The 23,726-nt window shown below is 62.8% G+C and carries 29 protein-coding genes and 1 tRNA gene; 6 read left to right on the forward strand and 24 right to left on the reverse strand.

The window, feature by feature from the left end; all coding sequences use genetic code 11:
- Window positions 1-118: 118 nt before the first annotated feature.
- From M2D63_RS23180 to queA, 6 genes are all read right to left on the reverse strand, one after another.
- Window positions 119-667, reverse strand: a complete 549-nt coding sequence (locus M2D63_RS23180) for a glycine zipper 2TM domain-containing protein (RefSeq protein ID WP_285865396.1) — start codon at window positions 665-667, stop codon at window positions 119-121.
- Window positions 668-787: 120 nt separating this feature from the next.
- The gene (gene secF / locus M2D63_RS23185) at window positions 788-1,699 is read right to left on the reverse strand and encodes a protein translocase subunit SecF (RefSeq protein WP_285865397.1); all 912 of its coding nucleotides are present in this window, start codon (window positions 1,697-1,699) and stop codon (window positions 788-790) included.
- Window positions 1,700-1,708: 9 nt separating this feature from the next.
- Entirely contained in the window at window positions 1,709-3,574 is a 1,866-nt protein-coding gene (gene secD, locus M2D63_RS23190; RefSeq protein ID WP_285865398.1) for a protein translocase subunit SecD, read from the reverse strand.
- A 62-nt stretch (window positions 3,575-3,636) separates the two neighbouring features.
- Window positions 3,637-3,972, reverse strand: coding sequence for a preprotein translocase subunit YajC (gene yajC / locus M2D63_RS23195; protein WP_010223473.1), 336 nt, complete (start codon window positions 3,970-3,972; stop codon window positions 3,637-3,639).
- 46 nt (window positions 3,973-4,018) lie between these two features.
- The gene (gene tgt, locus M2D63_RS23200) at window positions 4,019-5,134 is read right to left on the reverse strand and encodes a tRNA guanosine(34) transglycosylase Tgt (RefSeq protein ID WP_285865436.1); all 1,116 of its coding nucleotides are present in this window, start codon (window positions 5,132-5,134) and stop codon (window positions 4,019-4,021) included.
- A gap of 14 nt (window positions 5,135-5,148) precedes the next feature.
- Window positions 5,149-6,198: a tRNA preQ1(34) S-adenosylmethionine ribosyltransferase-isomerase QueA gene (gene queA, locus M2D63_RS23205; protein WP_285865399.1), complete on the reverse strand. Its 1,050-nt coding sequence runs from the start codon at window positions 6,196-6,198 to the stop codon at window positions 5,149-5,151.
- A 108-nt stretch (window positions 6,199-6,306) separates the two neighbouring features.
- On the opposite strand from queA, the gene M2D63_RS23210 reads away from it, so the two are divergent.
- Window positions 6,307-6,391 (forward strand) — tRNA-Leu (locus M2D63_RS23210).
- Window positions 6,392-6,439: 48 nt separating this feature from the next.
- On the opposite strand, the gene sodC is transcribed toward M2D63_RS23210, so the two are convergent.
- Both sodC and M2D63_RS23220 read right to left on the reverse strand, forming a co-directional pair.
- A complete protein-coding gene (gene sodC, locus M2D63_RS23215) occupies window positions 6,440-6,958 on the reverse strand; it encodes a superoxide dismutase [Cu-Zn] SodC (RefSeq protein ID WP_285865401.1) in 519 nt (172 codons plus the stop codon).
- Between the two features lie 237 nt (window positions 6,959-7,195).
- The gene (locus M2D63_RS23220; protein ID WP_285865402.1) at window positions 7,196-7,387 is read right to left on the reverse strand and encodes a DUF4223 family protein; all 192 of its coding nucleotides are present in this window, start codon (window positions 7,385-7,387) and stop codon (window positions 7,196-7,198) included.
- 361 nt (window positions 7,388-7,748) lie between these two features.
- Between M2D63_RS23220 and gabP the strand changes: the two genes are divergently transcribed.
- Window positions 7,749-9,149: a GABA permease gene (gene gabP, locus M2D63_RS23225; protein WP_285865404.1), complete on the forward strand. Its 1,401-nt coding sequence runs from the start codon at window positions 7,749-7,751 to the stop codon at window positions 9,147-9,149.
- Window positions 9,150-9,218: 69 nt separating this feature from the next.
- Window positions 9,219-9,695, forward strand: coding sequence for a GNAT family N-acetyltransferase (locus M2D63_RS23230; RefSeq protein ID WP_285865406.1), 477 nt, complete (start codon window positions 9,219-9,221; stop codon window positions 9,693-9,695).
- A gap of 13 nt (window positions 9,696-9,708) precedes the next feature.
- On the opposite strand, the gene M2D63_RS23235 is transcribed toward M2D63_RS23230, so the two are convergent.
- The 7 genes from M2D63_RS23235 to M2D63_RS23265 are packed head-to-tail and all read right to left on the reverse strand — an operon-like array spanning window position 9,709 to window position 13,742.
- Window positions 9,709-10,008 (reverse strand): addiction module antidote protein, encoded by a 300-nt coding sequence (locus M2D63_RS23235; protein WP_285865407.1) that lies wholly within the window; start codon window positions 10,006-10,008, stop codon window positions 9,709-9,711.
- Window positions 10,005-10,304, reverse strand: a complete 300-nt coding sequence (locus M2D63_RS23240) for a type II toxin-antitoxin system RelE/ParE family toxin (RefSeq protein ID WP_285865408.1) — start codon at window positions 10,302-10,304, stop codon at window positions 10,005-10,007. Before M2D63_RS23240 ends, M2D63_RS23235 begins: the two co-directional genes overlap by 4 nt.
- Window positions 10,246-10,494, reverse strand: coding sequence for a hypothetical protein (locus tag M2D63_RS23245; RefSeq protein WP_285865438.1), 249 nt, complete (start codon window positions 10,492-10,494; stop codon window positions 10,246-10,248). The genes M2D63_RS23240 and M2D63_RS23245 overlap by 59 nt, the downstream gene beginning before the upstream one ends.
- 17 nt (window positions 10,495-10,511) lie before the next feature.
- Entirely contained in the window at window positions 10,512-11,279 is a 768-nt protein-coding gene (gene phnE, locus M2D63_RS23250) for a phosphonate ABC transporter, permease protein PhnE (protein ID WP_285865409.1), read from the reverse strand.
- A complete protein-coding gene (locus M2D63_RS23255) occupies window positions 11,276-12,103 on the reverse strand; it encodes an ABC transporter permease (protein ID WP_285865410.1) in 828 nt (275 codons plus the stop codon). The genes phnE and M2D63_RS23255 overlap by 4 nt, the downstream gene beginning before the upstream one ends.
- Complete coding sequence (locus tag M2D63_RS23260) at window positions 12,097-12,891, reverse strand: phosphonate ABC transporter ATP-binding protein (RefSeq protein WP_285865411.1); 795 nt, start codon at window positions 12,889-12,891, stop codon at window positions 12,097-12,099. Before M2D63_RS23260 ends, M2D63_RS23255 begins: the two co-directional genes overlap by 7 nt.
- Window positions 12,888-13,742, reverse strand: a complete 855-nt coding sequence (locus M2D63_RS23265; RefSeq protein WP_285865412.1) for a putative selenate ABC transporter substrate-binding protein — start codon at window positions 13,740-13,742, stop codon at window positions 12,888-12,890. The genes M2D63_RS23260 and M2D63_RS23265 overlap by 4 nt, the downstream gene beginning before the upstream one ends.
- Window positions 13,743-13,863: 121 nt before the next feature.
- Here M2D63_RS23265 and selD point away from each other — a divergent pair, with 121 nt between their 5' ends.
- Window positions 13,864-14,898, forward strand: coding sequence for a selenide, water dikinase SelD (selD, locus tag M2D63_RS23270; protein ID WP_285865413.1), 1,035 nt, complete (start codon window positions 13,864-13,866; stop codon window positions 14,896-14,898).
- Window positions 14,898-16,001 (forward strand): tRNA 2-selenouridine(34) synthase MnmH, encoded by a 1,104-nt coding sequence (gene mnmH / locus M2D63_RS23275; protein ID WP_285865414.1) that lies wholly within the window; start codon window positions 14,898-14,900, stop codon window positions 15,999-16,001. The genes selD and mnmH overlap by 1 nt, the downstream gene beginning before the upstream one ends.
- 11 nt (window positions 16,002-16,012) lie before the next feature.
- Here mnmH and M2D63_RS23280 read toward each other — a convergent pair whose 3' ends face one another.
- The gene (locus tag M2D63_RS23280; protein ID WP_285865415.1) at window positions 16,013-16,393 is read right to left on the reverse strand and encodes a lysozyme inhibitor LprI family protein; all 381 of its coding nucleotides are present in this window, start codon (window positions 16,391-16,393) and stop codon (window positions 16,013-16,015) included.
- A gap of 75 nt (window positions 16,394-16,468) precedes the next feature.
- Window positions 16,469-17,407 (reverse strand): LysR family transcriptional regulator, encoded by a 939-nt coding sequence (locus M2D63_RS23285; protein ID WP_285865416.1) that lies wholly within the window; start codon window positions 17,405-17,407, stop codon window positions 16,469-16,471.
- A gap of 89 nt (window positions 17,408-17,496) precedes the next feature.
- Between M2D63_RS23285 and M2D63_RS23290 the strand changes: the two genes are divergently transcribed.
- On the forward strand, window positions 17,497-17,976 hold the full coding sequence (locus tag M2D63_RS23290; RefSeq protein ID WP_285865417.1) for a DMT family transporter: 480 nt from the start codon (window positions 17,497-17,499) through the stop codon (window positions 17,974-17,976).
- Here M2D63_RS23290 and M2D63_RS23295 read toward each other — a convergent pair.
- From M2D63_RS23295 to M2D63_RS23325, 7 genes are all read right to left on the reverse strand, one after another.
- Window positions 17,973-18,527, reverse strand: a complete 555-nt coding sequence (locus M2D63_RS23295; protein WP_285865437.1) for a hypothetical protein — start codon at window positions 18,525-18,527, stop codon at window positions 17,973-17,975. The two genes, M2D63_RS23290 and M2D63_RS23295, sit on opposite strands and share 4 nt — an antisense overlap.
- 130 nt (window positions 18,528-18,657) lie before the next feature.
- Window positions 18,658-19,035, reverse strand: a complete 378-nt coding sequence (locus tag M2D63_RS23300) for a YkgJ family cysteine cluster protein (protein WP_285865418.1) — start codon at window positions 19,033-19,035, stop codon at window positions 18,658-18,660.
- A gap of 150 nt (window positions 19,036-19,185) precedes the next feature.
- Window positions 19,186-20,403: an alanine transaminase gene (alaC, locus tag M2D63_RS23305; RefSeq protein ID WP_285865419.1), complete on the reverse strand. Its 1,218-nt coding sequence runs from the start codon at window positions 20,401-20,403 to the stop codon at window positions 19,186-19,188.
- A gap of 192 nt (window positions 20,404-20,595) precedes the next feature.
- Window positions 20,596-21,723, reverse strand: coding sequence for a hypothetical protein (locus M2D63_RS23310; RefSeq protein ID WP_285865420.1), 1,128 nt, complete (start codon window positions 21,721-21,723; stop codon window positions 20,596-20,598).
- A gap of 138 nt (window positions 21,724-21,861) precedes the next feature.
- On the reverse strand, window positions 21,862-22,749 hold the full coding sequence (cyoE, locus tag M2D63_RS23315) for a heme o synthase (RefSeq protein WP_285865421.1): 888 nt from the start codon (window positions 22,747-22,749) through the stop codon (window positions 21,862-21,864).
- Window positions 22,750-22,760: 11 nt separating this feature from the next.
- The gene (cyoD, locus tag M2D63_RS23320; RefSeq protein WP_285865422.1) at window positions 22,761-23,093 is read right to left on the reverse strand and encodes a cytochrome o ubiquinol oxidase subunit IV; all 333 of its coding nucleotides are present in this window, start codon (window positions 23,091-23,093) and stop codon (window positions 22,761-22,763) included.
- On the reverse strand, window positions 23,094-23,723 hold the full coding sequence (locus M2D63_RS23325) for a cytochrome o ubiquinol oxidase subunit III (protein WP_285865423.1): 630 nt from the start codon (window positions 23,721-23,723) through the stop codon (window positions 23,094-23,096).
- Between the last annotated feature and the right edge of the window lie 3 nt (window positions 23,724-23,726).

Consider the following 23,726-nt stretch of genomic DNA (forward strand, 5'->3'; position numbering starts at 1 on the left):
TTTTTTTCCTTCTCTCATTAAACACTTCCCCGCGGGGGGTCTTTTTTTTTGGTGGAAATGGGGCGGGGGCCCACCCCGCCCCCCCGTGTGTCGGGGGGGGGGCCCCCCGCGATGAGGTTTACTGCTGCGGCGGCGCCTCGCTCAAGATCAGCTTGCCTTCCTTATCCAGCGGAATTTGCGAGCCCGGATCACGATCCATGCGAACCTGACCGACCTTGTCACCAATCGAATACTTCACGTCATAACCGACGACCTTCTCGCTCAGGTCGTTGACCGTGTTGCAGCGGGTCTGGGTGGTGGTATAGGTATCACGTTCCTGCATACCTTCCTGCACCTTGTTACCGGCATAGCCACCACCGACCGCACCGGCCACCGTGGCGATCTTCTTGCCGGTACCACCACCGATCTGGTTACCCAGCAAACCACCCGCCACCGCGCCCAGCACGGTACCGGCGATCTGGTGCTGGTCCTTGACCGGCGCCTGACGCGTCACTGTCACGTCCTTGCACACTTCCCGTGGAGTCTTGACGGTCTGCGTGACCGGTTGTACCGCCATTACCTGGGCGAACTCCGGACCGCTCTTGACCAGACTGTAGGTGGCCACAGCGCCACCGGCAGTCACACCGACAGCACCCAGAACCGCACCCACCAGCATTGACTTGTTCACGTGAACCTCCTGATCGTACCTGCGGGACTTAACCCGCCTTCTCCTTGCCTTGGAGCAAAAAAAAAGGCGCGAGTTCAATACTCGCGCCTTCTTCTACGACGATCAGTGCGGGAACAACCCTTATGGACGGTCGTCCACACCCTCGGCCTTGACCGGAGGAATCAGGTCTTCACTGCTCAGGTTCAGCCAGATCAGCACCACGTTGGCGATGTAGATCGACGAGTAGGTACCGGCCATGACACCGATGAACAGCGCCAGCGAGAAGCCCCACAGGTTGTCGCCACCGAAGAACAGCAGCGCAGCGATGGCGAGCAGGGTCGACACCGAGGTGGCGATGGTGCGCAGCAGGGTCTGGGTGGTCGAGATGTTGATGTTCTCGATCAGCGAAGCCTTGCGCAGCACGCGGAAGTTCTCCCGCACCCGGTCGAAGACGACGATGGTGTCGTTGAGCGAGTAGCCGATGATCGCCAGCACCGCCGCCAGCACCGTCAGGTCGAAGGTGATCTGGAAGAACGACAGGATGCCCATGGTCACGACCACGTCATGCACCAGCGACAGGATCGCGCCCAGGGCGAACTTCCACTGAAAGCGGAAGGCCAGGTAGATCATGATGCCACCCAGGGCCAGCAGCATGCCCAGGCCACCCTGGTCACGCAGCTCTTCACCCACCTGCGGGCCGACGAACTCGACGCGCTTGACCACGGCCGGGTTGTCGGAACTCACCTTCTGCAGCGCCTCGGCCACACGGTTGCCCAGCATCGGGTCGTCGCCCGGCATGCGCACCAGCAGGTCGGTGGTAGCGCCGAAGCTCTGCACCACGGCGTCCTGGAAGCCGGCCTTGACCAGCTCCTCACGCACCTGGCCGAGGTTGGCCGGACGCTCGTAGGTCAGCTCGATGAGCGTACCGCCGGTGAAGTCCAGGCCGAAGTTGAGGCCCTTGTAGAACCAGCTGAACAGCGCCAGCACGGTAAGCAGCAGGGTGACGCCGAACGCGACGTTGCGTACACCCATGAAGTTGATGGTACGTAGCATGGCAGCCCCTTAAACCCACAGCTTCTTGATATCACGCCCACCGCAGGTCAGGTTGACCATTGCGCGGGTAACCATGACGGCCGTGAACATCGAGGTGAAAATCCCGAGGGACATGGTAACCGCGAAGCCCTTGACCGGACCGGTACCCATGGCGAAGAGGATGCCGCCGACCAGCAAGGTGGTCAGGTTGGCGTCGACGATCGCCGTGTAGGCACGGTTGAAGCCTTCGTGGATGGCGCGCTGCACCGACATACCGGCCGCCAGCTCTTCGCGGATCCGCGAGAAGATCAGCACGTTGGCGTCGACCGCCATACCCATGGTCAAGACGATACCGGCGATACCCGGCAGGGTCAGGGTGGCGCCCAGCAGGGACATCAGCGCCAGCAGCATGACCATGTTACCGGCCAGGGCGACAGTGGCGATCAGGCCGAAGAAGCGGTAGATGGCCATGATGAATAGCGAGACGAACAGCATGCCCCACAGGGATGCATCGATACCCTTGGTGATGTTGTCGGCACCCAGGCTAGGACCGATGGTACGTTCTTCGGCGAAGTACATCGGCGCCGCCAGACCACCGGCACGCAGCAGCAGGGCCAGTTCCGAGGACTCACCCTGGCCATTCAGGCCGGTGATGCGGAACTGGCTGCCCAGTGGCGACTGGATGGTCGCCAGGCTGATGATCTTTTTCTCTTCCTGGAAGGTCTGGATGGCGACGTCTTTCTCGACACCGTCAACCACCTTCTTCTCGTAGCGGGTGATCGGGCGCTGCTCGATGAAGATCACCGCCATGCTGCGACCGACGTTGCTGCGGGTCGCGCGGCTCATCAGTTCGCCACCATGGCCGTCCAGGCGAATGTTCACCTGCGGGCGACCTTGCTCGTCGAAGCTGGCCTGGGCATCGGTTACCTGGTCACCGGTGATGATCAGGCCACGCTCCACCGCTGCCGAACGACCGCCTTCGCGGAATTCGAAGACTTCGGTGGTGGCCTTGGAAGCACCTGGCTCGGCACCCAGACGGAACTCCAGGTTCGCGGTTTTACCCAGGATACGCTTGGCTTCGGCGGTGTCCTGCACACCCGGCAGCTCGACCACGATACGGTTGGCGCCCTGGCGCTGGACCAGCGGCTCGGCCACGCCCAGTTCGTTGACCCGGTTGCGCACGGTAGTCAGGTTCTGCTTGATCGAGTATTCACGGATTTCCGCGACCTTGGCCGGGGTGATCGCCAGGCGCAGGACCGCCATGTCGTTACGCTCGGCAGTGGTCAGCTCGAAATCGTTGAAATTCTTGCGGATCAGGCTACGCGCCTGTTCGCGGGATGCATCATCGGCAAAGCCCAGCACAATACCGCCGTCTTGTTGCGGCAGGCTGCGGTAGCGCACACGCTCCTTGCGCAGCAGGCTCTTGACTTCACCTTCGTAGACTTTGAGGCGGGCCGCCATGGCCTTGTCCATGTCCACTTCCAGCAGGAAGTGCACGCCACCGGACAGGTCCAGACCCAGCTTCATCGGGCTTGCGCCCAGGTTGCGCAGCCATTGCGGGGTAGTCGGGGCCAGGTTCAGGGCTACCACGTAGTCATCGCCCAGTGCCTTGCGCACTACATCCTTGGCTGGCAGTTGGTCTTCCTGCTTGGTCAGGCGCAGCAGTGCGCCCTTGCCCTTCTCGCCCAGGCTCGCGGCCTTGACCTGGATACCGGCCTCGACGAGCGCCTTGCTCGCGCGGTCCAGATCCGCCTGAGTGACCTGCAGCGCCGTGCTGGCACCACTGACCTGGACGGCCGGATCATCAGGGTAGAGGTTGGGAGCGGAATAAATAAAACCGATCGCCAGTACCACCAGGATCAGTGCGTATTTCCACAGAGGGTATTTGTTCAGCATCACGCCGCCCGTTCAAGACGCGGGGCGCCTTGCGCGCCCCGTCGATTGGTAAAAAACGTAAATCAGATCGCTTTGAGCGTACCTTTTGGCAGGGTCGCGGCAACGGCACCCTTCTGGAACTTCAGCTCGACGTTATCGGAAACTTCCAGGACCACGAAGTCGTCGGCTACTTTGACGATCTTGCCGGCAATGCCGCCATTGGTGACAACTTCATCACCTTTTTGCAAGTTGCTCAGCAGGTTCTTCTGCTCTTTGGCACGTTTGGCCTGCGGGCGCCAGATCATCAGGTAGAAGATGACCAGGAAACCTACCAGGAAAATCCACTCGAAGCCGGTACCGGCTGGGCCGGCGGCAGGGGCAGCGGCGTCCGCGTAAGCGGCAGGGATCAGAAAGCTCATGTGGCACTCCAGTTGCAATCAGTACTTGTTAGGGATCGACAGAACATCAGTCCAAGGGCGGCACAGGCAGCCCGCGCTTGGCGTAAAAGGCATCGACAAAGGCGGCCAATGTACCTTGTTGAATAGCCTCGCGTAAACCAGCCATCAAACGCTGGTAATGGCGCAAGTTGTGGATTGTATTCAACATGGCACCCAACATTTCGCCGCATTTATCCAGGTGGTGCAGATAAGCGCGGGAGAAGTTCTGGCAGGTGTAGCAGTCGCAGGTCGGATCCAGTGGCGAATCATCATGACGATGGAACGCGTTACGGATTTTGATCACGCCGGTATCGACAAACAGATGACCGTTGCGCGCATTGCGCGTCGGCATCACGCAGTCGAACATGTCGACGCCGCGGCGCACACCCTCAACGAGATCTTCCGGTTTGCCTACCCCCATAAGGTAACGAGGTTTGTCAGCCGGCATCCGGCCCGGCAGGTAGTCCAGCACCTTGATCATTTCGTGCTTGGGCTCGCCCACCGACAGGCCGCCGATGGCCAGGCCGTCGAAGCCGATCTTTTCCAGGCCTTCGAGCGAGCGCATGCGCAGGTTCTCGTGCATGCCGCCCTGGACAATGCCGAACAGCGCCGCAGTGTTGTCGCCATGGGCATTCTTGGAGCGCTGGGCCCAGCGCAGGGACAGCTCCATGGAAACGCGCGCGACGTCCTCGTCTGCCGGGTACGGGGTGCACTCGTCGAAAATCATCACCACGTCCGAGCCCAGGTCACGCTGGACCTGCATCGACTCTTCCGGGCCCATGAACACCTTGGAGCCGTCGACCGGCGAGGCGAAGGTCACGCCCTCCTCCTTGATCTTGCGCATGGCGCCCAGGCTGAACACCTGGAAACCACCGGAGTCGGTGAGGATCGGGCCTTGCCACTTCATGAAGTCATGCAGGTCGCCGTGGGCCTTGATTACCTCGGTGCCGGGACGCAGCCACAGGTGGAAGGTGTTGCCCAGGATCATGTGCGCGCCGATGGCCTCGATGTCCCGGGGCAGCATGCCCTTGACCGTGCCATAGGTGCCCACCGGCATGAACGCCGGGGTCTCGACCACGCCACGGGGGAACGTCAGGCGGCCACGACGGGCCTTGCCGTCGGTGGCCAGCAACTCGAAGGACATACGACAGGTGCGACTCATGCTTGATCCTCGGGGCCGCGCGGCGCCGGATTGCGGGTGATGAACATGGCATCACCGTAACTGAAGAAGCGGTATCCGTTCTCCACCGCCGCCGCGTAGGCAGCCATGGTCTCGGGGTAACCGGCGAAGGCCGAAACCAGCATCAGCAGCGTGGATTCGGGCAGGTGGAAGTTGGTGACCAGGGCATCGACCACATGGAACGGCCGGCCCGGGAAGATAAAGATGTCGGTGTCGCCGCTGAAGGCCTTGAGCACGCCATCACGGGCGGCGCTTTCCAGCGAACGCACACTGGTGGTGCCCACGGCGATCACTCGGCCACCCCGGGCGCGACAGGCGGCCACGGCGTCGACCACGTCCTGACCGACCTCCAGCCACTCTTTATGCATGTGGTGGTCTTCGATGCGCTCGACCCGCACCGGCTGGAAGGTGCCGGCGCCAACGTGCAGGGTGACGAAGGCGGTTTCCACGCCCTTGGCGGCGATCTTCGCCAGCAGGTCTTCATCGAAGTGCAGGCCGGCAGTAGGCGCGGCAACGGCGCCAGCGCGCTCGGCATACACCGTCTGGTAGCGCTCGCGGTCGGCGCCTTCGTCCGGACGGTCGATGTAAGGCGGCAGCGGCATGTGCCCGACCCGGTCGAGCAACGGCAGCACCTCCTCGGTAAAGCGCAGCTCGAACAGCGTGTCGTGACGGGCGACCATCTCGGCCTCGCCACCGCCATCGACCAGAATCTGCGTACCCGGCTTGGGCGCCTTGCTCGAACGCACGTGGGCCAGCACACGATGGCTGTCCAGCACACGCTCGACGAGAATCTCCAGCTTGCCGCCGCTGGCCTTCTGGCCGAACAGGCGCGCCGGAATCACCCGGGTATTGTTGAACACCATCAGATCGCCCGGGCGCAAATGCTCGAGCAGGTCGGTGAACTGGCGATGGGCCAGCGCCCCGCTCGGCCCGTCCAGGGTCAACAGCCGGCTGCTGTGGCGCTGCGCCAGCGGATGGCGAGCGATCAGGGAATCAGGAAGCTCAAAGGAAAAATCGGCGACGCGCATGATGGTGTTCGGTTCGACAGGGTCGCAAAGTTTAGCCGAAACCACGAAAATTGACCATGAAACCTGATTGACCAACGGTAGGCGCCTCTCTATACTTCGCCGCCACAAGCCCTGATGGCGGAATTGGTAGACGCGGCGGATTCAAAATCCGTTTTCGAAAGGAGTGGGAGTTCGAGTCTCCCTCGGGGCACCAAACGCATGAAAAAGCCGACTGAGAAGTCGGCTTTTTTGTGGGCGCGATTCAGCGCACCACGCCACACGCCACGCGCGCCCCGCCCCCACCCAGCGGCTGCGGGTGATCACTGTGGTTATCACCACCGGCATGCACCATCAGCGCATGCCCCTTGAACTCGGCAACCTTCAGACGTGGCGCCAGCACAGGGTAGGTTGCAGTGCCTGTGGCGGTGACATAGAGCGCGGGCAGATCGCCCTTGTGCCCGGCATCATCGTAAGGACCCTTGTGACGCTGGCTATTGTCCGGATCCCAATGCCCGCCCGCGCCGCCGGCCGGTATGCGTTTGCCATCGACCGTGGTGCTTGCGCAGGAGGGTTTCTCATGCAAATGAAAGCCATGCACGCCGGGCGGCAGATCGCGCAAGTCGGGGATCAACAGCGTTCCGTACTTGCCTTGTTCAAGGGTGATCGTACCGATGGGGTTGGTGACGCCGTCTGCGCCCACCAGGGCCATTTCCACTGTCTGTGTCTGTGCCTGGGCCACGGCCGCTGCGCTCAGCAATGCGCCGAACAAGAATACCTTCATGATGTTGCTCCATAGTCGGGGTAGAAAAGCGACAGGCCTGGGATGCCCAACCCACCTTAACAAGGTGGTCGCCGAGGCCGCCTGTGGATTGCATTTCCAACCTTTTCTGGCGCACGTAGCCGATGAGCCATCACGCGCATGGCGAGCAGAAAGCAGAAAACAAAAACCCCCTGCTACATCGGGTAGCAGGGGGCCTTGGATCAACCCTGAAACGGATTGATCAGTGCAGCGCTAAAGTTATTGCTGTTGCGGCAGCTTGTCGATCGGGCCGCAACCGCCAATAACTTTAGAAATGGAAACCGAAGGGTGGAACAGGTAGTCGTAAGAGCAGTTCTTTGGCTGGTTGTAGACTTGACCAGTGCAACCCGAGAGCAGTGCTACGCCCGAAACTACAGCGACAGCAACCGATGCTTTCAACAGCTTTTTCATACAAAGTCCTTTAAATTATGAAACACCGCCTTTCTGGCGGAAGCGCGATTATACGGAAAACCGGCAAACCTCTCCAGTCGGCCTCAGCACTCGCTTTCAGGCCATCCCGAGCGCTGAAAAGTCCTCGCCCCGATGTCGCAATCGGACTCGATCACGGCGTAATCGACAAACACGCCAGACGATACTCCTAGGTAATGTTGCCCGGCCTCTTTCAACCATGCATTCGTTGTGTTGACTGATCGATCAGAACAACTTACACGTTTTAGCCATGCCACTTCCAAGGTGTTTGAAGGCAACTAGTGATGCTCGCCTGACGATCGGTCAACGCCTCCCAGGATCAAACACAAAGAGAATAAGCATAATGATCAGCTTGGGCTCCGAAGATTCGAAAGGTCAGTTGGCGCAGGGCTTCAAGCCGCGCCATGTCACCATGCTTTCAATTGCCGGCATCATCGGTGCCGGGTTGTTCGTCGGCTCCGGGCATGCCATTGCCGCCGCCGGCCCCGCGGCCATCCTGGCTTACATCCTGTCCGGCATCCTGGTCATCCTGGTGATGCGCATGCTCGGCGAGATGGCCGTGGCCCGGCCCGATACCGGTTCCTTTTCCACCTATGCCGACCAGGCCATCGGGCCCTGGGCGGGCTTTACCATCGGCTGGATGTACTGGTGGTTCTGGGTCCTGGTGATTCCCATCGAGGCCCTGGCAGCCGGGCATGTGCTGAACAACTGGTTCCCCCAGGTCGAGGCCTGGCTGTTCGCCCTGCTGTCGATCATCGTCCTGGCGGCGACCAACCTGTTCAGCGTATCCAAGTACGGCGAGTTCGAATTCTGGTTCGCCATGTTCAAAGTGCTGGCGATCATCGCCTTCATCGCCCTGGGTTTTGCCGCGCTGATGGGCTGGGTGCCGGATCGCGAAGTCAGCGGCTTGAGCCGGTTGCTCGATGAGCACGGCGGCTTTGCACCCAATGGCGCCTCTGCCGTGGTGGGCGCCTTCATTACGGTGATGTTCAGCTTTATCGGTATCGAAGCGGTGACCATCGCCGCCGCCGAATCGCAAAGCCCGGCAAAGAACATCGCCCGGGCCACCCGCTCGGTGATCTGGCGAATCGGTGTGTTCTACCTGCTGTCGATTTCCGTGATCATTTCCATCGTGCCCTGGAACGACCCGCTGCTGGCCGAGGTGGGCTCCTACCAGCGCGCGCTGGAGCTGATGAACATTCCCCACGCCAAGTTCATGATGGATGTGGTGGTGCTGGTCGCGGTGGCCAGTTGCATGAACTCGTCGATCTACATCGCCTCGCGCATGCTCTACTCCCTGGGCAAGCGCGGCGAGGCGCCGAAACAGGTGAAAGTCACCTCCTCGGCCGGCGTGCCACGCATGGCGGTGATGGCCAGTACGGTGCTGGGTGCGGTCATTACCGTGGTCAGCTACTTCGCCCCGGCGGGCCTGTTCGAGTTCCTGCTGGCCAGCTCCGGAGCCATCGCCTTGCTGGTGTACCTGGTCATCGCCATCTCGCAACTACGCATGCGCGGGATGCTGCGCCGCCAGCAGGTGCAACTTGAGGTGCGCATGTGGCTGTTCCCGTGGCTCACTTACGCGGTGATCGTCTTCATCATCGCCGCCCTGGGCGTCATGCTGATGACCCCGGAACACCGCGCCGAAGTGACCACCACCATCGGCCTGGCACTGGCGATATCGCTGGTCGGCATCGTCCTGACCCGACAGCACGGGCAGCCGGCACGGGTGAGCTCCACGGTCTAGGGTTAGGGGCCGGGCAGGGATTGTGTGTACGATCCCTGCAACGCCCTTGCCCCGAGAGAGAGCCGCCCCATGCAGTTGACCCACCGCCCCGTCCAGCCCCACGACATCGCTACGATCTGCTGCTTCCCACAGGGCGCGGATGAACTGTTCTATATGTTCCCCAAGGCCGAGCACCCGCTGACGCCGGCACAGTTGAGCGACGCCATCGCCAGCCGCAGCGGCTCGACCGTGGTCGAGGGTGACGGCACGGTGCTGGCCTTTGCCAACTTCTACAAGGCTGAACAGGGTGGTGTCTGCGCCTTGGGCAATGTGGTGGTCGCCCCCGCCGCACGCGGTCACGGCGTGGCGCGGTACCTGGTGCAGTGCATGATCGAGCTGGCGCGCAGCCAGTTCGATGCCCGAGAGGTGTGGGTGTCCTGCTTCAACCACAACACCGCGGGGTTGCTGCTTTATCCACAGCTGGGGTTCCTGCCGTTCGCCGTCGAGGAGCGCCAGGGGCCGGGCAACACGCGGGTGGCGCTGGTGCAGATGAAACAGGTGCTGTAGGTGCTGTCGGTGCTCAGCGTCTGGATGGGCTGTGAGGCTGGGCCAGAAGGTCGATCCCCAAGGCACGAACAACCTTGAGCACCGTGTCAAAGCGCGGTTTGGCGCCTGGAGACAGCGCCTTGTACAGACTTTCACGCCCCAGGCCACTGGCACTGGCTATCTGTGCCATGCCTCGAGCCCTGGCCACATAGCCAAGCGCGCGAATGAGCTCTTCATGATCCCCCGCAGCCAGCACTTGAGAAAGGTATTCACTGATCGCCTCATCGCTGTCCAGCAGTGAGGCCATATCGAATTCGACGAGTGCCAGACTCATGACCAGATTTCCTCGGCCAGCTTTCTGGCCAGTTGAATATCACCGGATTGGGATGACTTGTCCCCACCCGCCAGCAGAACAATGACGACGGCCTCTCGCCTCGTGAAATAAACCCGATAGCCAGGCCCGACATCCATTCGCATTTCAGACACGTGCCCACCTACTGACTTCACGTCGCCAAGATTCCCGGCACTTGCACGCTCGATCCTTCGAGCAATTGCCATTTTCGCGCGCAGATCACGCATCGATATCAACCAGGAAGAAAAGCTGGATGTCTGTAAAACGCGATAGCTCATACCGTACCCGATCGTATCCTTTTGGATACATATCCGCAAGCCAATCCCCGACGCTCGGCGTCACCGGCTGATCGCTTCTGCCGGAGCCGACAATGACACGGGGGAAAGCGTTGCTGGATTCAGTCAGTTCGGTATTGGCTGCAGTCTGTTTCCCTGACCAAAGTAGCTGGATGGCCTCATCGCGGGGCAAGCCCGCTCCTACAAAGGTCAGGCGCGTACGAAGCGCTGCCTGAGCAGGTCGCTCAGGGCATCCACCAGCAACACCAGCACCAGCATGGCGATGATCACCGTGCTGGCCTGGGCCTCCTGGAACAGGCTCAGGGTGGTATAGAGCATCTGCCCCAGGCCACCGGCCCCGACAAACCCCAGCACGCTGGCCATGCGGATGTTGTTCTCCCAGCGGTACAAGCTATAGGCCAGCAATTGCGGCCAGAGGTTGGGCAAGGTGCCAAAGCAAAATGCCGCGGCCTGGCTGCCGCCCTGCAGGCGGATCGCCGCAGCAGGCTCGGGCGGTGCGTTCTCCAGGGCTTCGGCGAACAGGCGACCAAGCACGCCGCTGGTGTGCAGCGCCAGCGCCAGGGTACCGGCATTCGGTCCCAGGCCTGCCGCCAGCACTGTGAGCGCCGCCCAGACCAGTTCCGGGATCGCCCGCAGGGCATTGAGCAGCAGACGCGCAGCGCCCTGCAGCGGCCAGCCGAAACGCCCTGCCGCCGGCAAGGCCAGCAACAGCCCGAGAACAACCGCGAGCAAGGTCCCCAGACCAGACATGGCCAGGGTCTCCAGCGCCCCCCTGGCCACCGCCCGAAGATGATCCGGACTCAGGTCGGGACTGAAAAAACGCAGCGCATAGGCCCCCATCTGCCTCAACCCGTCACCACCGAACAGCGCTTGCAGGTCGAGGCTCAGGTAGGTGAACGACGCCAGTACCGCCGCCACGACGGCGAGGATCAACGCGGCATTGACCAGCGCTCTCATGCCAGCCTCCCACGCAGCAAGCGGCTGAGCTGATCGGCCAACCAGACCAGCACCAGGAAGGTCAGCAACATGCTCGCCACTTGCGCCCCGGCGAACATGCGCATCGACAGGTCGATCTGCTGCCCCAGGCCACCGGCGCCGACGAAGCCCATCACCACCGAAGCGCGAATTGCACACTCCCAGCGGTACACCGTATAGGACACCAGCTCCGCCGCCGCATCCGGCAGGACGCCGTAGAAAAACGCGCTCAAGCGGCTGCTGCCCGCCTGCAACAGGGCATGGGCCGGGCGCTGGTTGACCGATTCGAAGATCTCCGCGTAGACCTTGCCGAGCATGCCACTGTAGGTGATGGCGATGGCCAGCACCCCGGCGGTCGGCCCCAGGCCCACGGCGCGAACGAACAGTAGCGCCCAGACGATTTCCGGCACGCTGCGCAGGAAGATCAGCAGGCCGCGCACCGGCAGGCGCACCGCGCGCGACCAGAACCCCAGGCGCCCTCCCCGGGACGCGGCCCGCAGCGACAAGGCACGGCTGGCCAGCAGGCTGGCCGGGATCGCCAGGAGCAAGGCCAGGGCCATGCCCGCCGTCGCCACGGCCAAGGTCTGTAATGTGGCCTCGAACAACAGGCCAAGAAAGTCCCGATCATGGGCCGGCGGCCAGAAGGCGCTGACGAAGTTGGCCATTTCCCGGCGATTGTCGGCCTGCAGCAAGACTCCGGGGTCCAGCTCGCTGAGACGGATTCCTGGCCACAACAGGGCAACGGCCAGCAAGGCCAGCAACAGCCTGGGCAGCGCTGCCGGGTCGCGGGCGTGCGCCTTCAGCATCGTGGAATCTGCAGGTTGAGGGCCGGCACTATCAAGGGCGGCGAGGCCAGGTGTTCGTTGGCATACAGGGCATCGAGCAGTTCGCCGGACACCTCCCCTGCCGGACGATCGAACGCCACCTGCCCTTCACGAATGCCGACCACCCGCGGGAAATGCGCCAGCGCCAGCTCCACCGCATGCAGGCTGGCGACCAGGGTCACGCCGCGCTCGCCGGCGTGCTGGTTGAGAATTTTAAGACTGTGCTCGGCCAGCACCGGGTCCATGGCCGACACCGGCTCGTCGGCGAGCAGGATCTCCGGCTGCTGGTACAGCGCCCGGGCAATACCGACGCGCTGCAACTGGCCACCGGACAGTTGCCCGCACTGGGCAAACAGCTTGTCGGCGACGCCCAGGCCGGACAGCACCTCGCGTACGCCGGGGATATCCGAGGGATGCAGCAGGTTGAGCAAGCCGCGCAAGGTGCTCCACTGCCCCAGGCGCCCGGCCAGCACGGCAGTCACCACCCGTTGCCGGGGCGGCAAGGGCGGAGCCTGATGGATCAGCGCGATACGGGCCCGCAGACGTTGACGGGCGGACGCCGACAGCCGCCACGGCGCCTCGCCCAGCAACTCGACACTACCGGTATCCGGCGCAATGGCGCTGGCGAGCAACTGCAACAGGCTGGACTTGCCCGCACCGGACGGGCCGATGATCGCCACCCGTTCACCGGCGTCGATCTGCAGATCGACGCCGAGCAAGGCCTGGACCTGTCCATGACGCAGCCCGGCACCACTGAGGCGGATGGTCATTTCAGCAATTCAGCGGCCCGGGCGGCCTCCTCGATACCCTTGTAGTTGTCCGGCTTGGTCTCGATGAAGCGGCTGGCAGCCTGCAGGTCGAGGATCGCCTTGTCTTTCGGTTTGGCCGGATCGAGGGCGAGGAAGGCCTGTTTGATCTTCTCCTTAAGGGCCGGGTCGAGGTTGCCGCGCACGGTCCAGTTGTAGTCGTAATAGCTGGGCGTGGTGGCGAAGACCCTGACCTTGCTGGTGTCGACCTTGCCCGCGTCGACCAATTTTTGCCAGACACTGGCATTGAGCACACCGGCATCGACCTTGCCGGCCTGGACCCAGGCGGCGGTAGCATCATGGGCCCCGGAATAGGCGACGCGGCTGAAGTAGGTCTCAGGCTTGATGTTGTCGTCCTTGAGCATGAAGTAACGCGGCATCAGGCTGCCGGAGGTGGACGAAATCGAACCGAAGGCAAAGGTCTTGCCCTTGAGGTCGGCCAGGCTCTTGACCTTGGGGTTGGCGGTAATGAATTTGCTGGTGAATTTGGCGTCCTGCTCACGCTGCACCAGCGGGGTGGCGTTCGGGCTCTTCAAGTGCACCTGGACAAAGGTAAAACCGCCCAGCCAGGCCATGTCCAGGCGATCGGTAGCCAGTGCCTCGACCACGGCCGGATAGTCGGCCACCGGCACGAACTCCACCTTCATGCCCAACTGCTGTTCCAAGTACTTGCCCAGCGGCTTGAACTTGCGCAGCAACTCGGTGGGCGCCTCGTCAGGAATGGCGCTCACCTTCAGGGTATCTCCCGCCTGGGCCAGATAAGTGGAGCACGACAACACAAGGCCGGCGAACAGCGCCAGGGGACGTTTGAGCATAGGGACTTCTCCAGTTCGATGGCAGATGCAGCCGGCATCAGGCCGCCCCGGGAATTATAAGAGGCCTCGGTGCAAAGGCCAGCTTTGATACACTCGCACCTAACCCTAGTTCGAGGTGCCTATGAGCGAACCGATTCGTCTGACCCAGTACAGCCACGGAGCCGGCTGCGGCTGCAAGATCTCACCGAAGATGCTGGAAGTCATTCTTGCCGAAAGCGGCACCCAGGCGCTGGACCCTAAACTCTGGGTCGGCAACGCCTCACGCGACGACGCCGCCGTCTACGCCCTGGATGACGAGCGCGGCGTGGTGTCGACCACCGATTTCTTCATGCCGATCGTCGATGATCCCTACGACTTCGGCCGCATCGCCGCCACCAACGCGATCAGCGACATCTACGCCATGGGCGGTGATCCGCTGATGGCCATCGCGATTCTCGGCTGGCCGATCAACGTACTGGCCCCGGAAGTGGCCCGCGAAGTCATTCGTGGCGGTCGTGCAGTGTGCGCCGAAGCGGGCATTCCACTGGCCGGGGGACACTCGATCGACGCCCCCGAGCCCATTTTCGGCCTGGCCGTCACCGGCGTGGTGCAAAAGCGCCACATGAAGCGCAACGATACCGCCACCCGGGGTTGCCGGCTGTACCTGACCAAGCCACTGGGCATCGGCATTCTCACCACCGCCGAGAAGAAATCCAGACTGCGCGAACAGGACAAAGGCCTGGCCCGCGACTGGATGTGCACCCTCAACACCCCCGGCAGCCGCTTCGGCAAGCTGGCCGGGGTCAGCGCCATGACCGATGTCACCGGTTTCGGCCTGCTCGGTCACTTGGTGGAGCTGGCCGACGGCAGTGGCTTGAGCGCGCGCCTGGACTACAACGCAGTGCCACGCCTGCCAGGAGTCGAGCATTACCTGGCCGAAGGCTGCATCCCCGGCGGCACCCTGCGCAACTTCGACAGCTACGGCGACAAGATCGCCCCCCTGAGCGAAGAGCAGAAGCACCTGCTGTGCGACCCGCAGACCAGCGGCGGCCTGCTGGTGGCGGTGACACCAGAGGGTGAAGCCGAATTCCTCGCCGTCGCCGCCGAACTGGGCCTTGCGCTGGCACCGATCGGCGAACTGGTCGAGCGACAGAGACATGCGGTCGAGGTGCGGTAATGCGTGACAACAGCAGCGACTATCGCCAACTGTTTCTCAACGATGTCCCCATGATGGACATGCGTGCCCCGGTCGAGTTTGCCCGGGGCGCCTTCCCCGCCGCCATCAACCTGCCGCTGATGAACGACCTGGAACGGCAGAAGGTCGGCACCTGTTACAAGCAACACGGCCAACAGGCGGCCATTGTCCTGGGCCATGAACTGGTCAACGGCCGCAGCAAGGATGAGCGCATTGCCGGCTGGGCCGCCTTCGCCCGGGCCAACCCCGAGGGTTACCTCTATTGCTTTCGCGGTGGCCTGCGTTCGCAGATCGTCCAGCAATGGCTCAGGGAAGAAGCCGGCATCCACTACCCGAAAGTGGTCGGCGGCTACAAGGCGATGCGTAATTTCTTGCTGCAGACGACCCAGGGCGCTGTTGACGAATGCAGCTTCGTGCTGGTCGGCGGCCTCACCGGCACCGGCAAGACCGAGCTGTTGCACACACTGGACAACGCCCTGGACCTGGAAGGCCACGCCAACCACCGCGGCTCAAGCTTTGGCAAGCGCGCCACCGGCCAGCCGGCGCAGATCGACTTCGAGAACGGCCTGGCCATCGATCTGCTGAAAAAGCGTGCCCGTGGCATCGAGCAATTCGTGCTGGAAGATGAAGGGCGTATCGTCGGCAGCTGCGCCGTGCCCCTGGAACTGTACCAGGGCATGCGCCACTACCCGCTGGTGTGGCTGGAAGACAGCTTCGACAGTCGCGTCGAGCGGATCCTGGACGACTACGTCACCCAGCTGTGCGCCGAGTTCGTCGCCCTGCATGGTGACGAGCACGGCTTCCTGCGCTTTGCCGAGCGCCTGCAACAGAGCATGGGGAACATCCTCAAGCGCCTGGGCGGCGAGCGCTACCAGCGCCTGTCAGCCCTGTTGCAGCAAGCCCTGGACGAACAGCGGCGCAGCGGCGATGTCGCGCTGCATCGTGCCTGGATCAGCGACCTGCTCAGCGAGTACTACGACCCGATGTATGCCTACCAGCGTGACAGCAAGGCTGAACGCATCGAGTTTTCCGGCGACCAGATCGAGGTGCGTGAATACCTCAGGGCACGCGCCGCAAGACACTGATCGGATGCCACTCAAGGTCCGAGCAGTTTCCCCAGTTCGTCCGCCCGGGCCTTGGTCATCTCCAGCACACAGCCTGCGCCGTTGAGCTGGTCCATGGTGCCGCCAGTGAGGCCGTAGTACAGGCCGCAGTTGGCATCACGGTACTTTATCCACAGGCGCTGGGCATCGCGCAACTTGCCTTGCTGGTCGGTCTCCAGGCCGGCCATGGCGGTTTTGTAGGCGCTATTGAGGCGAGCGTCCTGGCGTTCGATCTCGGCGCCGTTGCAGTTATTCATGTCCAGCGTGGTGGTGGCGGTTTTCATGCATTGGCTGTAGGCAGGCGAATCGCCCTGGGCGATGGCTAAGGGGGCGATGGTGGTCATCAGCGCGATGGGCAGCAGCGTGTGCTTCATTGGGGGGAACTCCTTGTAAGGGGGTGTCAGGATGCAGGGCGCACCGATCTTGCACAATGGGCTGCAGTTACATGATCAGGGGCTGTCAGTTACAGCGCATCGCGGGGCAAGCCCGCTCCTACAGACTGCGACTACCTTTTCGCGCAACCAGCGGTGACCGGCATCCCCTGCTCGACGTTGGTGCCAGGCCTGCTGAAAGCCGAATGCCTTGATCGGCAGCGGCGGCTGGAACCGGCGCAGACGCGGGTCGAGCTTGCCGCTATCCAGGCTGCGCCGTGCCACCGTGAGGACCAGGTCGGTACCGGCGATCACCTCCTGGGCCGCCGCCCAGTGAGGCAGTGCCAACGCCACCCGCCGGCGGGCATCGATCTCGGCGAGCGCCAGGTCGATTTCGTTGTCGATGCCCGGTCGCACGGCCACCAGCACATGGGGCCGTGCCAGCCAGTCGACCAGGCTCAGGCCACCACGCGGCGGCAGGCCGCTACGGTCGGCAACGCAGGTAAAGCGTTCTTCGAACAAGGTTTCAACCTGCAGCTCGGTGTTCACCTGCGGGAACACCCCCAGCGCCAGGTCGGCCTCGCCATCGAACAGATGACCCAGCATCGCCTCGCGGCTACCCTGGATGACCACCAGATCGATCCCCGGCGCCTGTTCACGCAGCACTCGCATCAGCCCCGGCAACACTACCCGGGCGCCGTAGTCCGACATCGCCAGGCGAAAGCTGCGCCGCGCCTTCGCCGGCTCGAAGCCGGGCCGGGCAATCAAGCCGTCGAGCTGCTCCAGGGCCTGCTGCAGTGGCTCGATCAAGGCCTGGGCACGGGCCGTGGCGTGCAGACGCCCACCCCGGCGCACCAGCAAGGGGTCGGCGAACACCTCTCGCAGCTGCGCCAGTGCATGGCTCACCGCCGGTTGACTGCGATGCAGGCGCAAGGCTGCGCGGGACACATGCTGCTCAGCCAGCAAGGCATGCAAGGTGAGCAGCAGGTTGAGGTCTATGCGGCGCAGATCATCCATCAGGCGAATAACTCCCGTGCATCGTTCGAATTTCCATTACCGGTATCGATAGCCAAGACTCTAGCAAGTCACTTTCAAGGAGTCTTGCCATGAGCCTGTCTTTTTCCCCCGCCGCCTTCTTGCCCTTGACCATCGCCGTGCTGGCGGGTGCGGCGGTGCCCTTCCAGGCCGGTAGCAACGCCACCCTCGGGCGCCTCCTCGGGCACCCGTTGTGGGCCTCCCTGGTGTCCCTCGGGGTCAGCGTCCTGATGGTCATCCCGGCGTTGCTGGTGCTGCGCGCTCCATTGCCGCAGCTCGGTGCCCTGGCCCAGGCGCCCTGGTGGGCCTGGCTGGGCGGTGTGGCCGGCGTCGCCTACATCACCGCCGCACTGGTGCTCACACCACGCCTGGGCGCTGCCGGATTTATCGTCTGTGTGATTGCCGGCCAGGTGCTGTCATCCCTGCTGATCGACCAGTGGGGGCTCATGGGCCTGGCACAGCGCCCGGTAAACAGCCTGCGCCTGGCCGGGGTCGGGCTGATCGTGGTCGGCATGCTGGTGGTGCAATGGGGCACCTCGACTTCGCGCTAGATGGCCTTGGGATTCGAGGGCTGGAGTATGGGCGGTGGCTCCAGCGCCCGCTCGATTTCAAAGCGCAGGCTGGGGGCCTGGAGCCCGAAGTTGATGAGAACGCCCAACGCCACCGCCAGCAGGCCGTCGCCCCAGTGCCAGCCTGGCACCGGTTCACCCTGACGGGCAAGGTGACACCACCAGGCCTGCGCCAGGCAGAAGCCGAGGATCGCCCCCAGCCACAGGTAGTAGCCAGGCCCGAAGTGGATCAAGTCGACGAATTCGTAGCTGCGGTTGTCCGGCAGGCGCTCGATCCCCAGGCTCGCCAACGCCAGGTACAGCGCCGCCAGCCCAAGCACCAGCGACACACGGCGCCAGCGGCGGTGCAGCAGGATGGCCAGCCCGAGCAACGGATTGGCAAACCAGCCGTGGATACCGAACATCACGCCCCAGGGCCCGTACAACAGGGCCTGCAGGGCATGCATGCGCCCCCCGCCAGCGAGGTACATGGCGTTGAAACACAGGCTTGCCAGAAACAGCAGCAAGGTGAGTGCGATGTAGTGCCGGGCGATCTTCACTCGCCCTTCTCCTGTCGCCGATCAAGGTCGAGAGGAAACTGTGATGTTGGCACGGGAAGAACTCCTGTTCAGGCCCCAAAGCCGAACAGTCTACCGCAAGATCCCCATGCCCCTGCCAGCGCCCTCAGGCGACTTCCGGCTCTTCGTCCTCCGGCCAGATCGGCTCGTTGGCTTCCAGCGGCGGCAGGCCATAGGCGGCGCGGGCGGCATCGCAGCTGGGGTTGGGCTGACCATTGACCCAGGCCGCCTCGAACTCGCGGCACGGACTGGAGCGTTGCTCATAGAGCGAGCAGCTCACGCCCTTGCCGATCTCGCCCTCAAGGCCGATGCAGCGGCAGGGTTTACTGTCGGTCCCGATCATCGCCACACGGGTCGGATTGATCTGCACGACCAGATCGTCGGGCACCAGGCCGCCCGCCGACTCGCACTCGCCCCAGAAGAAAGACACACGGAAATACCCGCAGCAGGCGCCGCAGTTCAAGCAAGGATTGTATTCGGACATGATGAGGAAGACGGGGGGCAAATTATGGTTATTGGGTGCGAACCCGCCGCTATTCTATGCTTCGGCCCGATTTTGAGAAGGGGGGCCAGGCAGAAAAAAACCGTCGCTGACGGACGGTTTCTTTCATGCCGATAAGTGGATAAATGCCGCTTACTTGTGCGACTTCACCTCTACCCCGTCAGCCCGGAACATTTGCCGGATTCCGCGCACCGCCTGGCGAATCCGGTCCTGGTTCTCGATCAGGGCAAAACGCACATGATCGTCACCGTAGTCGCCAAAGCCGATGCCCGGCGACACGCAGACCTTGGCCTCGGCCAGGAGCTTCTTGGCGAACTCCAGCGACCCCAGGTGCGCGTACTGTTCCGGGATCTTGGCCCAGACATACATCGAGGCCTTGGGGTTCTCGACCATCCAGCCCAGCTCGTGCAGGCCCTTGACCAGCACGTTGCGGCGCTGGCGATACTGCTCGGCGATATCCCGCACGCACTGCTGGTCGCCTTCCAGGGCGGCAATGGCGGCCACTTGCAGCGGGGTGAAGGTGCCGTAGTCGTGGTAGCTCTTGATCCGTGCCAGGGCGCTGACCAGCTCCGGGTTGCCGACCATGAAGCCGATCCGCCAGCCGGCCATGTTGTAGCTCTTGGACAGGGTGAAGAACTCCACCGCAATATCCTTGGCGCCCGGCACCTGCATGATCGAAGGCGCCTTCCAGCCGTCGTAGACGATATCGGCGTAGGCCAGGTCGTGGACCACCAGCACGTCGTACTGCTTGGCCAGGGCCACCACCCGCTCGAAGAAATCCAGTTCGACGCACTGGGCGGTCGGGTTGGAGGGGAAGCCTAGGATCATCATCTTCGGCTTGGGGATCGACTCGCGGATCGCCCGCTCCAGTTCGTTGAAGAAGTCGACGCCCGGCACCAGCGGCACGGAGCGCACCTGGGCACCGGCGATCACTGCACCGTAGATGTGGATCGGGTAGCTGGGGTTGGGCACCAGCACCGTATCGCCATGGTCCAGGGTGCCGAGCATCAGGTGCGCCAGGCCTTCCTTGGAGCCGATGGTAACGATGGCTTCGCTTTCCGGGTCGATGTCGACCTCATAGCGCTCCTTGTACCAGCGCGAGATCGCCCGGCGCAGGCGCGGAATACCGCGGGAAGTCGAGTAGCCGTGAGTGTCTTCACGCTGGGCGACCTGCACCAGCTTTTCGACGATGTGCGGTGGCGTGGCCCCGTCGGGGTTGCCCATGCTCAGGTCGATGATGTCCTCGCCACGACGGCGCGCGGCCATCTTGAGTTCGGCGGTGATATTGAAGACGTAGGGGGGGAGACGATCGATGCGCGCAAAGCGGCGCGGCGAACCTTGGTCAGCCATGGCTTCCTCGAAGACGTAAGCGCCCGGAACCGTCCGAGCGACGTTGGCCACTGCGGTGGCCGAGGCAGACAATAGTACCTGTCGGGTAGCGATGTAAAGGGAATTGAGCGCAATCGCGGGGCAAGCCCGCTCCCACGGATGGCAAGCAGGCCTGTAAGAGCGGGCTTGCCCCGCGATAAGGTCGGCGAAAGCTCAGCGGATTTCCCGATAGCTCACCGCGCTCCATTGCGTCGCTGCCAAGCCAAGCTCAGGACTCAACGATTTCCCCGTTACCTGCGAAAACGCTGTGTCCCTGCCCCCCAGATGTACGAAGCGGTCGCCCTTCTGCGACTCGGTAAGCACGGTATAGGAATGGCTGCGCATGGACTGGTAACGGGCATCGTCGCGCACCAGCGCCTGATGGTAGTCCTTGAGCTGCTTGTCGCTGAGCGCCAGGCGCTTGTCCAGCTTCACCCCCCAGCGCGTCAGGCAGACTTCTGCGAAATGCCGCACGATCATGCCCGGCTCGGCCAGCATCCTGCCCGCCCCCGCACCATCCGCCGAAGCGTTGCCGACCAGGGTGGCATGTCGCCCGGGCAGCGGGAAGATATGCATCCGGGTCTGCGGGCCGGCTTCGGGGATCACACAGGCAAAGCCCCTGGAGCGCTCATCGCGCGAGTAGAAGCCTACGTACTGGCGCACGTTGCCCTCCAGGCGAATGCGATGGGGCTGCAGGTTGAGCACGCCGGGCACCGGGTCGACAGCGAAGATGTTCACCGGTATGCCCTTCAACTGCGGATCCTTGAACATGGCATTGGCCAGCATGTGACAGCTGATCCCGCCCCGGCTCCAGCCCACCAGGTTGACCTGGGTCGGCAGCAGGCCATCCTTGCGGAAGATCTTGATGATCTGCTCCTGCAACTGTTGCGGCGTGACTCGCCGCTCGCCGTAGTCATAGGTGCGCCATAACCAGGAGCCGGTCCTCTCGACATCCTCGATCGGCACGCCGGCAGCCTTGAGGCGGTTGTACTCGTCCCTGCTCAAGGCCTTGCGCCTCCAGTCACACTTGCCCTTTATGATCTGCAGGGCGTGCTCGACATTCTGTTCCCAGCCCTTGCCGAACAACGTCCCACTCAGCCCATATTCCCTGGTCTTGGTAAACAGGTCGTCGGCTTGCAGATTACCGCTGCCCGGTCCGTCGATGGCAATCCAGTGGGCGAACTCCCGGCCCTGGTCGTTGCTGGCCAGGGTGGAGACCAGTTCGCCATTCCAGAAGTTGGGGTTGGCGGTATCGAACCGATGCGAGCCGGTACCGCAGAAGTAGACAGTCAAGATACTCATGGTGTGATCCCTCCCAGGTGAATGTGAGGCACAGGCTATGGGTCCTTGGCAGGCGGGATCAGAGGGCAGCCCTGCCGCCCACAAACAAAAACGCCCCGTGCTTCGCAGCACGGGGCGTTTTTGTTCAGCGCACCAGTATCAATGCGCGTACGTCATCAGCACATCGGTCGGCAGCTTGGTGTCCACCGACATCATCACGCTCAGGGCGGTGATGGTGAAGATCGAGAACACGAACAGCTTGCGCGCCCAGACCCGGTCATCGGCAGCCTTGTAGCCGGTCCAGGCCATGTACAGCCAGTACATGCCCATGGCGGCGGCAACGGCCATGTAGCTGACGCCGGCGTAACCGCCCAGGGTCAGCATCAAGGTCGCGACCAGGAAGGCCAGGATGTACCAGAGGATGTGCTTCTTGGCCACCTCGATGCCACGCTTGACCGGCAGGACCGGAATCGAGGCAGCCAGGTAGTCGTTGAAGCGGAAGATCGCAATGGCATAGGAGTGCGGCATCTGCCAGAGGCTGAACATCACCAGCAGGGTCAATGCAGCCAGGTCGAAGCTGTTGCTCACGGCGCAGTAGCCGATCACCGGAGGCATGGCACCGGACAGGCTGCCAACCAGGGTGCCGTGCACCGATTTGCGCTTCAGGTACAGGCTGTAGAAACCCACGTAGATGATGAAGCCGATCAGGCCGAACAGCGCAGCCAGGGCGTTGGCCTGCACGTACAGCAGGCCGAGCCCCGCCACCCCGAGCAGGGTGGCGTAGGCCAGCGCGACGCCGAGCGAGATCTCGCCCTGAACCATGGCACGGTTCTTGGTGCGCTCCATCTTGATGTCGATGTCACGGTCGATGCAGTTGTTGAACACGCAACCGGACGCCACCACCAGCGAAGTGCCGATTACCGTGGCCAGGAACAGCAGGAAGTCGACATGCCCTTGCGCGGCAAGGAAGAAACCGCCTGCCACAGAAAGCACGTTACCGAAAATGATCCCCGGTTTGGTGATTTGGATAAAGTGCTTAACGGACATGTCGTCTTACCTCACTTCGCCATCATGCTGGTGTGGATGCTGAACATGATCCACAGCGACAGACCGACCAGCAGCGCGATGACCATCGCTGTAAACAGGAAGGTCGACACGTTGGAGCGTTGCTCGGCCGAGCGGTCCATGTGCAGGAAGTACACCAGGTGGACTACCACCTGGATGACCGCCAGGGCCACCACGATCATGATCGTGATGTCTTTGGGCATGCTCGGGAACATCACCAGGCCGAACGGAATCGCGGTCAGGATCACCGACAGGACGAAGCCGATCAGGTAGGACTTCACGCTGCCGTGGTTGCCCTCGGCGTGGGCGTTATGTGCGTTAGCCATTTACAGAACTCCCAGCAGATACACGACGGTGAACACGCAGATCCAGACCACGTCCAGGAAGTGCCAGAACAGGCTCAGGCAGCTCATGCGGGTCTTGGCGGTGCCGGTGATACCGTGCTTGTTGATCTGGTACATCATGACTGCCATCCAGATCAGACCTGCGGTTACGTGCAGACCGTGGGTACCGACCAGCGCGAAGAACGCCGACAGGAAGCCACTGCGCTGCGGGCCGTAGCCTTCGGCGATCAGGTGATGGAACTCATAGACTTCCATCGCGATGAAGCCGGCACCGAACAGGAAGGTGATGGCCAGCCAGCCCAGCACGCCGCCCTTGTTGCCCTTGAACATCTGCAACATGGCGAAGCCGAAGGTGATACTCGACAGCAACAGCAGTGCGGTTTCAACCGCGACAAAGTCCAGCTGGAAAATGTCGTGACCCGACGGGCCGCCGGCAAAACTGCCGGACAGCACCGCGTAGGTGGCGAAGAGCGACGCAAACAGGATGCAGTCGGTCATCAGGTACAGCCAGAAACCGAAAACGGTCATCTGGCCCGAGTCGTGGTGGTGATCGTCATGCCCATGGTCGTGACCATGAGCATGAGTGTCTGCATTGATTACATGACTGGACATTGA

This window comes from Pseudomonas sp. BJa5, from assembly GCF_030272875.2.
GTDB lineage: Bacteria > Pseudomonadota > Gammaproteobacteria > Pseudomonadales > Pseudomonadaceae > Aquipseudomonas.